The organism is Legionella sp., assembly GCF_965140895.1.
Lineage (GTDB): Bacteria > Pseudomonadota > Gammaproteobacteria > Legionellales > Legionellaceae > Legionella.
This window is the reverse complement of the sequence record NZ_CBCSKT010000032.1, coordinates 37637-51268: the sequence shown is the minus strand read 5'-3', so window position 1 is coordinate 51268 and position 13632 is coordinate 37637. Positions and strand designations below refer to the sequence as shown.

The following is a 13632-nucleotide window of genomic DNA, read 5'->3' as shown; positions in this document are numbered from 1 at the left end:
CGCAGCATATACGGGGCCGATTAGATCCCTGTTGCGCTAGGCTAACTTACTATTCTTCATAGTACGATTCAACAACTGAACATAAATAGGCTCATTGCGTGCAAGTTGCAACATAATCGTGGCACAAATACAAGTTATCATAACTGGAACGATTAGCGCGTAATTTTGCGTCATTTCCACAACCAAGATTCCTCCTGTGATGGGTGAACGAGTAATTGCAGCAAAAAATGCAGCCATCCCAGCTACTGCAAACATGCCTGGATGTACTAGAAAATCGAGATGCAAAAAAGCTAACACCTGAAACGAAGCCAAGCCAAGTAAGGTCCCTAAGGCTAAAGTTGGCGCAAAGATTCCCCCCGGAATGCCAGTGGCATAACAGCCAATGGTCCCAACAAAGCGAATAAGAAACAGCATACATAAAATGGAAAGTCCAGGAGAGAGTGTTAAGGCCTGATGAATAATATGCATTCCGCCTCCAGTGGCTGCTGGATTAGATACCGCTAAATAGCCGATAAGGAAGCTTACGATTAAAACATACACTAACTTTTGGGATGCTGATAATCGATCGGTCCAAGCCAAGGTTGTCATGAGTCCTTTATTAAACAACAGCCCAGCCACACCAACAATAAATCCGAAAAATACAAATAGCCATAATGCGTCTAAAGATGGAAATTGAAACACATCCATCGGAATGGTCGCTTGGGTACCGATGATCAAATCCATCATGAGCGTCGCTGTAATGCACGTAATCACCACCATAGTGAAACTGGTAAATGAGTAGTTAAATTGATTACGCATTTCTTCCATCACGAAAATAACACCAGCCAAAGGTGCATTAAAAGCGACAGCAAGACCTGCTGCCGCTCCGGCAGCAATTAGGCTGTCTCGACGACGGCGGCTGAGGTTAAATAAAGCCCCCAGCATCTCCCCCAAATTACCTCCGACATGGATGGTCGGCCCTTCACGTCCTAAAATCATATTGGAAGAAATAGCTAAAATACCAAAAAAATATTTTACCGGTACTAAGCGTCGCCAAAAGATGGGCCGTACATGCAATAAGGCTCCTTCTATTTCCTGAACGCCACTGCCACCAGCTTCCGGAGCAATGTACTTCACCGCCATGAATGCAGAAAGCACCATGAGCATAGAGAAAACCCCGGAAATAATCCCAGCCAGCCATCCCTGCCCGCCAAGCACATGAACCATATGCATTAAAGAAGAATCTAGCAAATCGATTGATAAACGAAATGAAGATCCGACTAATCCAACAATAACTCCCAGTACAATAGACACAAAGTACAGAATTGCAATTTTATGGCGCATTCCTTGTTACCATTCCCATTAAGTTAGTAATAATTTTCAATCCTGCTTGATTCACTAAAGACAAAATAGTTTCTGGATGAAATTGCACAGCATAAATTGGTAAATGTTGATGAGATATAGCCATCACAACACCATCCTCACTCAGCGCAGTTACCTTAAGCGCTTCCGGCATTGCATTCAATCGCGCATATAATGAATGATACCGCCCTGCTTTAAATTTCGCCCCTAAGCCTGCAAATAAATCAGAGGAATCTAAAACCTTAATCATTGACGATTTACCATGCATTGGATATTCCAGAATATCCAATACACCACCAAAATGTTCAACTAACCCCTGCAGGCCTAGGCACACACCAAATAAAGGTATACCTCGTGCCACAACAGCATCAATGCTTGCTGATAAATTAAAATCGCCAGGTTTGCCTGGCCCAGGAGATAAAACAACTAAATCATAGTGATGTTCTTGCAAATATTGCTGAGCCTTGTCAAAACGAATCGTGCTGACCTCAGCACCAGTCTGGCGAATGTAGTTGGCAAGTGTATGGACGAATGAGTCCTGATGATCAATCAGTAACACGCGCTTCCCTTTTCCTGTTAGCGGCAAGGATTCTCTATTTGCGCTCACGGGAGCTTTATGATTTAACATATCCAGAAACGCCGAAGCTTTTAAACGTGTTTCTTGTTCTTCAGATTCAGGTACTGAATCATATAGTAACGTAGCGCCAACACGAACTTCCGCAATACCTTGAGATATGCGTACAGTTCTTAAAACCAGGCCAGTATTTAAATTACCATTAAAACCAAACCAGCCAACTGCTCCTGCATACCATTTACGAGGAGATTTTTCATGCTGCTCAATAAAATTTAAAGCCCAAATTTTCGGCGCCCCAGTTACCGTAACCACCCACATATGGGTCAGGAAGGCATCCACAGCATCAAACTCTTCTCTTAAAGTTCCTTCAACATGATCTACGGTATGAATCACTCGTGAATAAACCTCAATTTGGCGTCGACCAATTACCTTAACCGAGCCAGCCTCGCAAATACGTGACTTATCATTACGATCCACATCCGTACACATAGTTAATTCAGATTCTTCTTTGGGAGAATCAAGTAAAATCTGAATATTTTGAGCATCTTCAATTGCATCAGCACCGCGTTTAATGGTGCCAGAAATAGGACAGGTCTCTACTCGCTTCCCAGTCACACGAACATACATTTCCGGAGAGGCACCAACTAAATACTCCCCATCACCCAAGTTAATAAAAAATCCGTAAGGTGAAGGATTTAGTTGACGCATTTGCTTGAATAAAGAAGATGGCTGCTCGGTATAATGCGTATAAAAAGTTTGGCTTGGCACGACCTCAAATAAGTCACCGCATGCAAATCGTTCTTTTGCTTTATTCACTACTGCAGCATATTCGCCAGGCTCATGATCACAGAATTTTTCAGGTTTATTAGGTGTTTCATAAGCTGACTGAATACCCGCACGAGGAAGACCATGAGTTAAATGATCTTGAAATTGAAACTCATAACGATTAACAAAAGCTTCTTCTTTACGATGGTTCACTACAAAGATTTCATCCGGCAAATAAAGAACCATATCACGCTGAGTCGGATCGCGTTCCTTATACTGAAACAAATCTTCAAATTGGAAAATTAGATCGAAACCAAAGGATCCGTATAAGCCTAAATAAGGTTCCTGCTCCGATTTAAAAAATGAAAGTAATAATCTGATTACGGTAAATACGGAGGGTTGCTGGCTGCGCTCTTCCTCACTAAAAGCCTGCTCTGCGGCTTTTATGCTAATCTGGATTTTGCGCTCACTTTGGACAACAAGTTCTAAACGTTCATCTGAGCTGAATAGTTGCTGAACAAAACCAAGTAAAACCTCTCCACGTTTATTTAAGGCATCAATATGAATAGAACTCTGCTTGCACACAAGGGCTAAAGGTGGATTAAAAAATCCAATATCCCAGCAAGTATAACGCCCTGGATATTCAAAGCTAGAAGCAAACAAGGCCCCTCTTTCTGAGTCCAAACGCTCAATCAAGTGTGTGATACCTTCTTGATAATCTAATTGCTGTTGAGAAACCTCAACCTGAACACCCCCCTGGGTTTTAAATTGTTGCAGCATGAATAACTTACTCGACTTAGGATTAGGGATTACTCAGCATTCTACTGTAAAAATAAACAAGTTCCTATCAGAGTAGGAACTAAAAGATACCCTACCCATAACACGTAAGTTCTCTCCTCTACTCATCAGATTCAGTGATATTTGCATCCGAGCAAACCGGTGCTTTCACACAGAACATATTGATTTTATTTAAATCATATATTATATAATTAATACACACTCTTGGGTAAATTCATGAGTACCCGCTATGCCTAGAAAAAAACCGGTGATTCAAGAGAAAGCAATTATAGCAAAAACAACAAAGGTAAACCCTGTTGGCGAAGCCCCCAAATGCGGGGAGGCTGTCCTGGTTTCACCTATGACAGAGTTCGAACGCGAGGATATGGTTATTCGTTTAGAAGAAAGTATTACCAGGCTCATGAATGATGCTGAAAAAACTTATCAAGCAAACCGCTATAAACCCGGAACTACGGATGTAGATCCTGATTACATAACTAGACTAAGTACTAATGAATTCTTTTTTTACACTAAAGAACCGCTTACATTGAGTGAATTCGAAGATTTACAGGAGCAAATCGCTAGAAAAGCAGGAAACCTGTCTCCTGGAGTGCAATTAATTCTTGGGTCTTTTGCTGTAAAAACAGATGAGGATCAAGTGATGAATGTAACGCCACATATTACTTGTGGACACCCCGCAGACTTTCAATTCATTGTCAAAAATTATACTTCATCTATAGACGTCCGTTATAAAATAACGGACAAGCTCGGAAACACCAATACGCTCGCGGTATTAGATAAGCGCACCTATAATTCATCTATATCTATGCCAGGAATCAGAATCAATGGAGTTCTTATGAACTTCTCTTTCAATAACATAGTGTCCTGCAAAACGCCCGGTGGTACTCCATTCATAACCGCTGTAGATATTTGCTTAGATCATGCATATGGGGTAGCAAAGGATAATTTTGAGGCTTTTGCAAAGCTTACCCCCGCTATATTAAAACAACCAATTTCGCATGTTGTAGTGTCCAACAGCATTTCCATAGATAAAACAAGGTGTCTTGGAAGCGCCATAATGCATACGGATCCCTACAACTCACCGAAAAAATGCAAAGCAGGTATTTCACAGCAAAAAAGTGCCTGGCAAAAACTTGCATTCGGAAATGACAAATTTAGAATATTTGAGATAGCTCGTGAGGAAGTTCACTTTCTTATAGAGGACGTAAAGAATAAATATGCTTATAAAACTTCAGAGCCTTCGACTGGCAGAGATCACAAATCTTATACGGCCTCCTTATCGAACATCAACTGCCAAAAAAGCCAAGCAACCACTGAATTTACTGAGTTTAAAAAACAATATCACGCCCTTAAAGGAGATCGCTTAAAAACCCAAATTTTAGAGAATATTGAGGAGCAAATTAACGAGACTACTTCAAGCCAAGAATTAAATAAATTAAAAGAAAAATTTAAAACCTCCTATGAGTACGATATATTAAAAACAGGACAAGGCTGGCTCACTCAAAAGCTGGGTATCAAAACGTCCTCGATAAAAGCATTGGAGAAAATGCTTGAACACCGAGAAACGCTGTTATCTGCTAAAGAACAAAAACCGTCTATTTAAAAATCTAAATTTATGAATAACTTAAGCTGTGCTAGTATGAAAAATAGATAATATAGGATAGATCATAGAATCTTTGGGGACAATATGAGAGAAATCATATTAACGAAAATTAATGAAAATAAAGATTCAACTAGAATAACTTTAGCTGGCATGAAAATCCAAGATAATGAAATTTTAGAAATAATAGAAACTATTAAAATAAAGAAACCTGATGTTTCCATGATTGATTTAGATAATAATAACATTAGTGATGCAGGTGCACTTATTTTAAGTGAACGATTATGTGATTTTGAGAATATAAAAGAGCTTAGCCTACAATTTAATAACATAGGAAGAGATGGAGCTCTTGAAGTATTCGGCCTTAAAAACAATTTCTGTAATCTTGATATATTGTTTCGCGGGAATAAAATTGTAAATGCATTAGAAATGGACCAAATCGAACGCCTAGCCCTAGGAAAAGGAGCTCCAAAGCCATAAAAGGTCTTCACTGAATACCAACTGTAATGTAACCCATCTATACTTTATAAATAAAGTAAGTTATTCAATGGAACGAATTAGGAGAAAACGATGGAGAATAACCCGTCAATACGTCTAGCTCAATCTTGTCTGACTAATGCGCGTGAGGCTGTACGCGAATTTTACGAAGCCGTAAAACAGCCAAACATAGAATTAGTAATTTTCTTTTGCTCAAGCGAATATGATCTAGATGCCTTGGCAGATGAAATGAAATGTTTATTTACAGGCATACAAGTTATAGGCTGTACTACAGCCGGAGAAATTGGACCTGCCGGATATCGAGATCACAGCCTGACTGGAGTTAGCTTTTCAGCGACTGATTTTAAGGCTGTAGCCGGCCTTCTTACTGACTTGCAACAATTACAAATTTCTAAATGCCAGCACTTTACTCAAGAACTCTTGCAGCGTCTGGAACGACAAACAGATACTCAAAACAGCTTTGCCTTTTTGTTAATTGATGGCTTATCAATACGTGAAGAACCCGTCACACGGATATTGCAGGGTGAGCTGGGAAAAATTCCTCTAGTTGGCGGCTCGGCCGGTGATAACCTTAACTTCAACGCAACCTATGTGTATTTCGATGGGCATTTTCATTCAGACAGCGCTATCATGACATTGGTTACGACTAACTTACCGTTTAAGATATTCAAAACACAGCATTTTATTGTCACTGACAAAAGATTGGTCGTTACAGACGCGGATACCGCCCACCGCAGGGTTAAAGAAATCAATGGCCTACCTGCGGCACAAGAATATGCACGAATTCTCGGTATTGATGCATATGGCCTTGATCCGATGCGATTCGCTACATCACCGATTGTCGTCATGATCGGCGGCACCAACTACGTGCGTTCTATCCAAAAAGCCAATTCTGATGGTAGTTTAACTTTTTTCTGTGCCATTGAGAATGGATTGGTCCTTCGAGTAGCTAAAGGAGTGGATTTAGTGGATAACCTGAAAGAAAATTTTGCCCAACTCCGTTCTGAAATTGGTCCACCACAACTTGTTCTCGGCTGTGACTGTATTCTACGCAAGCTAGAAGTTTCTCCTGAAATACTAGCTCCTATTAACGATATTTTTCAGCAAAACAACACTATTGGTTTTAATACTTATGGTGAACAATTCCTAGGCGTGCATGTTAATCAGACTCTAGTTGGAATTGCGATTGGCTCAAATTCAAAGGAGGTAGATAATGCTTGATTCGGCATTACCAAATTCCAGTTCCAGCGAAGATGAATTAGAGAGTGAAATTGCTCGTCTTAACAAGATAATACAGGCCTTGATGGATCGCGCAGAGCGTAGCACCAGTGCTCGAAGTTCCGATTTCAGTCTGTTCCAGACCACCATTATATTAGAAGAGCAAGTACGTATCCGTACAGCAGAACTAGAACAAGCATTACGCGAAAATGAAAAAATAAATCGAGCCTTAAGTGAATCAGAAAAAAAATTCCATAGCTTGGTAAGCCAGTCTCTAGTAGGTATTGTAATCATCGAAAATGGGAAATTCAGTTATTCAAATGCCAAATTTAATGAAATTTTTGGTTATAGCGCAGAGGAAGTTCGGGAATTAGGGCCACTCGATGTCACCGAACAAATGGATAGACCACTCATCGCAAAGAATATCCGAAAACGACTTTCTGGAGAAGTGAAGCAAGTTGTTTACCTATTTCATGGCTTACGTAAAAATGGCGAAGTCATTGATATAGAGGTTCATAGTAGTGTCATGGAAATCAATAACAAACCTGCACTCATTGGACTAATTATGGATGTAACAGAACGCATCCGTGCTGAACATGAATTGCACGCGTTACAAAAAATATTGCTTGACCAATCAATACACGATGCCCTGACTGGTCTTTATAATCGTCGCTATCTTGAAGAAACATTAGCTCGAGAACTACTCCTAGCTGAACATAATAATTACCCTGTTAGTATAATCATGGGCGATCTTGATCATTTCAAAATGGTTAATGATCACTTTGGTCATCTTGCCGGTGATGAAGTATTACGGGTTTTTGGCAATCTTCTGAGGCAACAAGCTCGCCAAGGCGACACCTATTGCCGTTATGGCGGCGAAGAATTTCTCCTGGTATTACCGAAAGTTGAGAAATCTCTCGCCATCGAGCGGGCTGAGCAATTGCGAAGCACCATGGCTGCTGCTCCCATACTTTACGGTACCTCTGCTATCCCAGTTACAGCCTCTTTCGGTGTTGCATCATTCCCTGAAGATGGCAGAACTGGAGACGAACTTATTAGTGCCGCGGACAGCGCGCTTTATGCAGCCAAGGCAACCGGGCGTGATCAAGTGAGTGCCAGCTATAGGTAGAAGGTTAAGAACGGTGTGCCTAGGCTCCACATCACTAATTCCAGTATTCAACTAAATTTCTTTCTCAAGGCGCCGTTGGCGCACAGGCCGACGAAGTCGGCGACTTGTCCTGTTCCGTGCTACACTAAGAGCTTGTATTCTACTCCATTATTCGTATGGCCCTTACCCTAAAAAAGCTTCTGCTCAAAGATGAAAACTGGTACCGCTACCGTCATTTTTATTCAGAGTTTGGTGGAATCAGAGAAAGTGTGGACTACAGCATCAATAAAATATTAAGTTGCCGTCATTACATGCGCATTATCATTGCTCGAATCCTCGTGTACCGAGTTCACTTTAGTTGCAAAGACCGAGGCTGTAGTGCCTGTGGCAAAATCGCTACGAATAACTGGTTACAAAGAATAAAGAACTTCTACCACCCTGCCCAAAGCCTTAAGTGATTTATTCCTGGTAAACCGACATCTACTGAATCAACTACCCGCGCTTGCGGGAGCAAAAAATAAGGGAATGTTAGGGCTTTAATTTTTGTTAATCCATTTGAAGAAACTCACTTTTTCTTTTTTTTCTTCATCCTTTTCAGATTCAGCCACCGCTTGAGTATTATGAAAAAATCTGCCAAATGAGTTTTTTAATGTTTTTCCAAATGATAAAAATGTATCTGCTTTTTTATTCAGCTGTAACTGCTTTCTCACTTCAGCGACTTGCTTTTCCAGAGCTTGGTTAAAATTATAATTTGCAATAACATGAGTACGGTATGTTTTGAACTGTTCCTGAATCTTTGGCTGACGCAGCAAAGCCGCTAATTCCTGATATTCCTCTTCATTTTGCGCTGAACTCAATAATTTTATTGCCCGAGATAAATACTTTTCCGGAGCAATTTGATCCGCAATAGCCTCCATCCCCAGTACAAAATCCTTTTTCCATGTTTGTGCCTCATAAACTACCATACAACTTGAAGCTATTGTTTCACTATAAGACTGATCTCCCGTGGCTCCTGCAAAACTTCCTCCAAGCAGCCTTAAATTACTTGCTTCTAAAACCCCCACTCGTCCTGTATGCAACACGCGATAGGTTGGTCCAGAGGCATTACCTTGAGCAATTATTTCTGGCTCTTGGCCAATCTCGTGATACATCACACAACCAAACCCCTTATCGATTAATTCTAAAGCAATCCGACCCAATGTTGACCTATCTTTTTTTTTGGCCTCTCCCATAATAATGACATCAGTATTTTGATTCGCTTCGGTAATTAAGCTATGTACTCGTAAAAAACGCGAGGCATTATCATGACTGTAATTAACCGCAATATTAGTATGGTTAAGATAAGCTACCGGGGATTGCCCCCCCAACAAGAAAGATGAGGTGACTGGTAATTTGGTTGTAAAAAGTGACTCTATTCCTTTGGGATCTTCGATATTAAATTCTATTGCGTCTTTATCAAGAAAAATACCATATTCATTGGGGCCCAATCCAGTCGGTAGCGCTTTGACATGAGTATACTGAAGCTCCTTTAGATCGTTTTTTAAATCATCCATATGAAACCCTGCAAAACTATATTCAGTAAGTAATAAAATAGGCGTAGCCTTATGAGTAACCAAAGGGGAAATAACCAAATTTGCCGAAAAATTTAATGTAGGCCCAACGATGAGTAAGTCTGGAGGTGTATTTTCCCTGGTTATGTATTGATCATAAGGAATATACATCACGTTATTTTGAATATTAAACTGCTCTACATTATTTAGGCCATTGAGCGTTGTTTTTAGCCGAGACACTGCCGAAGTAATTAGAACTAATTCTGCATCTGGATATTGATTATGAATTAAGTCAGATACTTTTTTTCCAAAAGATAAATCACCCAGGCCATTACTATATCCACTATAAATAAGAATTTTCATAATACCCTATTAAAAGTATTAGATGATTTTTTTATTATAGATAACAAATGCGATTATTACATAATAATACATTATGTTCATTAATAAATCTATTGACAGCGGATCATTTATCAGAGAACAAGCAATAAGAAAGCAAGTGATTCAGAAAATTGCCAAAACACGGCAATACATGAATGAAACGGCATGCCTGCTATAAACATTATAGGTGAGCCAAGTCCCCGCACTTTAACTACAATTTTCTCTAAATTGACACCATTGTTCATTCAGAAAAATAACCACCTCTTTCGCATTTAAAATGCGAAGCTAGTATATTGTAATTGCAATATGTATAATAAGATCAAAATCCAATCACATTGAATCAATTATTTCTAGAGAAAATAAATATGTCTGAATTATGTTATATTGTCTTAGGTGGTGCTAGCGCTTACAACTTTAGAGAAATTAATCTTGAAACAATCAGCGAAAACGATTTAACTACCCTTATATTGCAAGAGGCTCAAGGCGCCTATGGCGCACAGGCCGACGAAGTCGGCGACTTGTCACGTTTCGTGTTAGACTAAGAGCCTTATTATAATTCATTATTCGTATGCACCTTACGCTGAAAAAGCTTCTGCTCAAAGATGAAAACTGGTACCGCTACCGTCAGTTTTATTCAGAGTATGGTGGAATCAGAGAAAGCGTAGACTACAGCATCAACAAAATATTGAGTTGTCGTCATTACATGCGAGGCCACGCCCATTATCATTGCTCTAATCCCTCGTGCACTCATGAAAAACGAGTGCATTTTAGTTGCAAAGACCGAGGCTGCAGTGCCTGCGGCAAAATCGCCACCGATAACTGGCTGCAAAAGAATAAAGAACTTCTCCCGCCCTGCCCCTGGCAGCACATTACGTTTACCATGCCTAAAGCCTTAAGTGACTTATTCCTGGTAAACCGACATCTACTGAATCAATTACCAGCCCTTGTGGGGAACATTATCAATCAACTGGCTAAAGCAAAAGGACTCAAACCAGGAGTTTTTATGGCCCTACACACCTTTGGCAGAACCCTCAACTGGCACGTGCATCTTCACGTGTCTGCAACCCAGGGCGGATTAACCAACGACCTGCAATGGAAAAGCCTCTTTTTCAAAAAGAACACCCTCATGGTCATGTGGCGCTATGCGCTCATCGCCTTTTTAAGACAGCAGCATCGGCAAGGAACTCTAAACCAACCCCCTGAGATGGGAAACCAAAGCATGAATTCCATGCTGGCACAACAATACGCTAAATACTGGCAAGTCCATTGCGCAAAACCCCACAAAAATCCTAAAAAAGACCTCGAATACTTAGGGCGTTACATTAAACGGCCAGCCATTGCCAACTCTCGTCTCGTTCATTACAACGGAACATCGCTACTCTTTAAGTTCCTAAATCATCGCACCAAACAAACTCAATATACAGAGCTGCATCCTTTTGATTTTATTACTCGATTCATTCAACACCTCCCTGAAAAAGGATTTCGCCTCATTCGATACTTTGGATTTCTTGCCAATCGCTTGCGTTCTCAATTACTGCCTATTGTCTCTGCTCTATTTAATCATCAGCCCAATCCAAAACAACGTTCCTGGGCTTTGCGAGTTAAACACCAATCAGGGAGCAATCCACTCAATTGCATCCTCTATAAACAGGACATGCGATTGTCTTTCCTGCTCTTTAAGCTCTCCTCCAGACAATTGATGAATTACACCTCGCAAATCGCCCTGCAAAAACCCATTCGCAGCAATTAACGGGATTACTACGTCTTTTTTTCAAAAATACGTTCATTAGAAATTCTTTTTGGAGTAAATTTATTCTTGGCTCTATTCCTTATCCCTGCATCACACCACAACCATCGATAAACCATGACCATTTTACTGTACAAAATCAATCCTTTTACCTTTTGAATTTCCTATAACCTCAAGACTCTTGCATCCTGAAAATGATGCCATTTAAATGTAAAAGCAATTCCTACATGAAACGGCAGCAAGAAATTTGCGTTTCTTCTATTTTGGTAATTTCTTTTTTTGCGTCCTCTGACAATAGCCCGAGAGAAAAAATAGAATTTACTATCGCCATATAACTTTCCCTAATCCTTTTATTTTTTTCAGTCTTAGATAATTGGATCAGTTCACTGCATGCCTTGGCCAAAGAAAGTGTATCATTTGAAGAAAAATCAATCTCCCGACTAGGCAATGTTAAGAGTCCAATCGGATATTGGTTATCTGTAATATCTGTTATTGAAGCAATAATTTTATTTGCGTGGTGAATGTCTTTATACAAACACATCTGTTTCGTCATAATCACTGTATTGCCATTAATACAAGCAACACCCCTATAACCTTCCTCGAAACGATACATGTTGACATTAGAATTTTGCAACTCTACTGCTAATCTACCTGTTATCATTAATCCTTTTAGATAATTTACTGGTAATTTAGGCTTAGCCATCACCGCAATAAAATCGTCCCCGCCCTCACCTATTCCTTCTACAAAAGCCTTGGAGCCTGCACCAACCTTATCAATAAATGGAGACGTTGCATGATATAGAACAAATTGATCATCAGATTTTCTTTTTGCTACTACCGCATTACAAGGAGCAAAGTCTTGTGAGAATAAATGCCTACCTGTTTTAGCTTTGCCTCTATCGACCTCATTTCCTCTGCCAGTAGTAAAAAGAAAATATTTGATCAAATTTTGTAAATCCGCTTCATTAATACTTACTGGATCGATAATTCCTTCAGAATTAGCGCGAAGATTATTAATAATTTGATAATAAATCACGCAAGGCAATTCAATTGCATCGAGAACTTTTCCTTCTTCAATACAATAAGCTGAAACATAATCTTTTTTCATCATAAGCGTTGTACGGATTAAAACAATGGCATTAACGCTTTTTTTAGCCAAAGACTCTAATTTAGAGAATAAATTATTTTTATCAGTAATTAAATAAAGGGCATAATCGTTAAAAACCAAATCCTGTTGCACCATTAAAACTGGCACAAAAAATACGGCAATATTTTTTTGATGCTGTACCAAAGGACTAAGTGCTTGGCCGTTTGCACTACTGGCTTGTATATCACCATGCTGGCCTGGCGTTAAAAAAACAACTGGTGGTATTTTCTCTTGAGAGTGTTCTATCACTAAGCTTCTTTGATCATACATGTAAGTACCTCCTAAAAATAAAGCGTTTTATGGCTCCAATGTAATGTGCTTTATAGCGACCTATATAACGTTCTTGATTGATAAATCTGTAGTTTCTGAAGGATAGAATTCCTCAGCTTTTTGAATATTAGTGATTCCAGAACGCTCAATCTTTTTTAGGTCTCGCGTATATTGACTAACTACGGTTATTTCCTGGCATTCATTAAGATTAAGTAATTCTTCAAGCAGACTTACGGTTGTTACTGTTTTCAGTTTTAAAAGTTTTATATCGATAAGACAAGCATAAAAAAATATTTGGCAAAATGTCCACAAGTTCTTTACTACGTTCTATGCTGATATTAATTGATATTACCAATGTATGTCACGCCTTAATTCAGAAGGGGTGTAACTTATTAAAATTATTCGCTATGATTAAACCAGTACGAGGAAGCGCCACCATTAACTCAATTATTTTGATATCAACTTGAACTTTGATTAATGCATAAAGTGTTTGCATAACCAGTAATTTAGTTGACGCCCCCCTTCTCTGAAGAAAGATTGCCATCCTAGTTTACCTGACTCTAAAATGCGCCCTACACGGATTTTAAGTCAAGAGTAATTAAAGTTTTTTTATTTAAAAATCATCAACCTAACTG

The 13632-nt window shown here is 39.4% G+C and carries 11 protein-coding genes; 7 read left to right on the top strand and 4 right to left on the bottom strand.

Annotation, left to right across the window (positions count from 1 at the left end; translation table 11 throughout):
* Positions 1–36: 36 nt before the first annotated feature.
* Both clcA and ACQY7T_RS04025 read right to left on the bottom strand, forming a co-directional pair.
* Positions 37–1323 (bottom strand): H(+)/Cl(-) exchange transporter ClcA, encoded by a 1287-nt coding sequence (clcA, locus tag ACQY7T_RS04030; RefSeq protein WP_428411429.1) that lies wholly within the window; start codon positions 1321–1323, stop codon positions 37–39.
* Positions 1313–3460, bottom strand: a complete 2148-nt coding sequence (locus tag ACQY7T_RS04025) for an anthranilate synthase component I (protein ID WP_428411428.1) — start codon at positions 3458–3460, stop codon at positions 1313–1315. Before ACQY7T_RS04025 ends, clcA begins: the two co-directional genes overlap by 11 nt.
* 247 nt (positions 3461–3707) lie before the next feature.
* Between ACQY7T_RS04025 and ACQY7T_RS04020 the strand changes: the two genes are divergently transcribed.
* The 5 genes from ACQY7T_RS04020 to ACQY7T_RS04000 all read left to right on the top strand — a co-directional run bounded on the left by ACQY7T_RS04020 (position 3708) and on the right by ACQY7T_RS04000 (position 8360).
* The gene (locus ACQY7T_RS04020; RefSeq protein WP_428411427.1) at positions 3708–5081 is read left to right on the top strand and encodes a hypothetical protein; all 1374 of its coding nucleotides are present in this window, start codon (positions 3708–3710) and stop codon (positions 5079–5081) included.
* An 84-nt stretch (positions 5082–5165) separates the two neighbouring features.
* Positions 5166–5558, top strand: a complete 393-nt coding sequence (locus tag ACQY7T_RS04015; RefSeq protein WP_428411426.1) for a hypothetical protein — start codon at positions 5166–5168, stop codon at positions 5556–5558.
* Between the two features lie 90 nt (positions 5559–5648).
* Positions 5649–6797, top strand: a complete 1149-nt coding sequence (gene nosP / locus ACQY7T_RS04010) for a nitric oxide-sensing protein NosP (RefSeq protein ID WP_428411425.1) — start codon at positions 5649–5651, stop codon at positions 6795–6797.
* Positions 6790–7923 (top strand): sensor domain-containing diguanylate cyclase, encoded by a 1134-nt coding sequence (locus ACQY7T_RS04005; protein ID WP_428411424.1) that lies wholly within the window; start codon positions 6790–6792, stop codon positions 7921–7923. The genes nosP and ACQY7T_RS04005 overlap by 8 nt, the downstream gene beginning before the upstream one ends.
* A gap of 155 nt (positions 7924–8078) precedes the next feature.
* The gene (locus tag ACQY7T_RS04000) at positions 8079–8360 is read left to right on the top strand and encodes a transposase zinc-binding domain-containing protein (protein ID WP_428411423.1); all 282 of its coding nucleotides are present in this window, start codon (positions 8079–8081) and stop codon (positions 8358–8360) included.
* A gap of 78 nt (positions 8361–8438) precedes the next feature.
* Here the strand turns inward: ACQY7T_RS04000 and ACQY7T_RS03995 are convergent, their stop codons facing one another.
* Entirely contained in the window at positions 8439–9815 is a 1377-nt protein-coding gene (locus tag ACQY7T_RS03995) for a hypothetical protein (RefSeq protein ID WP_428411422.1), read from the bottom strand.
* Between the two features lie 383 nt (positions 9816–10198).
* Here ACQY7T_RS03995 and ACQY7T_RS03990 point away from each other — a divergent pair, with 383 nt between their 5' ends.
* Positions 10199–10375, top strand: a complete 177-nt coding sequence (locus ACQY7T_RS03990) for a hypothetical protein (RefSeq protein ID WP_428411421.1) — start codon at positions 10199–10201, stop codon at positions 10373–10375.
* Positions 10376–10401: 26 nt separating this feature from the next.
* Complete coding sequence (locus tag ACQY7T_RS03985) at positions 10402–11583, top strand: IS91 family transposase (RefSeq protein WP_428411420.1); 1182 nt, start codon at positions 10402–10404, stop codon at positions 11581–11583.
* Between the two features lie 220 nt (positions 11584–11803).
* On the opposite strand, the gene ACQY7T_RS03980 is transcribed toward ACQY7T_RS03985, so the two are convergent.
* Positions 11804–12997 (bottom strand): hypothetical protein, encoded by a 1194-nt coding sequence (locus ACQY7T_RS03980; protein ID WP_428411419.1) that lies wholly within the window; start codon positions 12995–12997, stop codon positions 11804–11806.
* Positions 12998–13632 lie beyond the last annotated feature (635 nt).

What these genes read in the sequence shown, in the direction of transcription:
- clcA (WP_428411429.1), bottom strand. Translation starts at nt 1,323, where the DNA reads ATGCGCCATAAAATTGCAATTCTGTACTTTGTGTCTATTGTACTGGGA.
- ACQY7T_RS04025 (WP_428411428.1), bottom strand. Translation starts at nt 3,460, where the DNA reads ATGCTGCAACAATTTAAAACCCAGGGGGGTGTTCAGGTTGAGGTTTCT.
- ACQY7T_RS04020 (WP_428411427.1), top strand. Translation starts at nt 3,708, where the DNA reads ATGCCTAGAAAAAAACCGGTGATTCAAGAGAAAGCAATTATAGCAAAA.
- ACQY7T_RS04015 (WP_428411426.1), top strand. Translation starts at nt 5,166, where the DNA reads ATGAGAGAAATCATATTAACGAAAATTAATGAAAATAAAGATTCAACT.
- nosP (WP_428411425.1), top strand. Translation starts at nt 5,649, where the DNA reads ATGGAGAATAACCCGTCAATACGTCTAGCTCAATCTTGTCTGACTAAT.
- ACQY7T_RS04005 (WP_428411424.1), top strand. Translation starts at nt 6,790, where the DNA reads ATGCTTGATTCGGCATTACCAAATTCCAGTTCCAGCGAAGATGAATTA.
- ACQY7T_RS04000 (WP_428411423.1), top strand. Translation starts at nt 8,079, where the DNA reads ATGGCCCTTACCCTAAAAAAGCTTCTGCTCAAAGATGAAAACTGGTAC.
- ACQY7T_RS03995 (WP_428411422.1), bottom strand. Translation starts at nt 9,815, where the DNA reads ATGAAAATTCTTATTTATAGTGGATATAGTAATGGCCTGGGTGATTTA.
- ACQY7T_RS03990 (WP_428411421.1), top strand. Translation starts at nt 10,199, where the DNA reads ATGTCTGAATTATGTTATATTGTCTTAGGTGGTGCTAGCGCTTACAAC.
- ACQY7T_RS03985 (WP_428411420.1), top strand. Translation starts at nt 10,402, where the DNA reads ATGCACCTTACGCTGAAAAAGCTTCTGCTCAAAGATGAAAACTGGTAC.
- ACQY7T_RS03980 (WP_428411419.1), bottom strand. Translation starts at nt 12,997, where the DNA reads ATGTATGATCAAAGAAGCTTAGTGATAGAACACTCTCAAGAGAAAATA.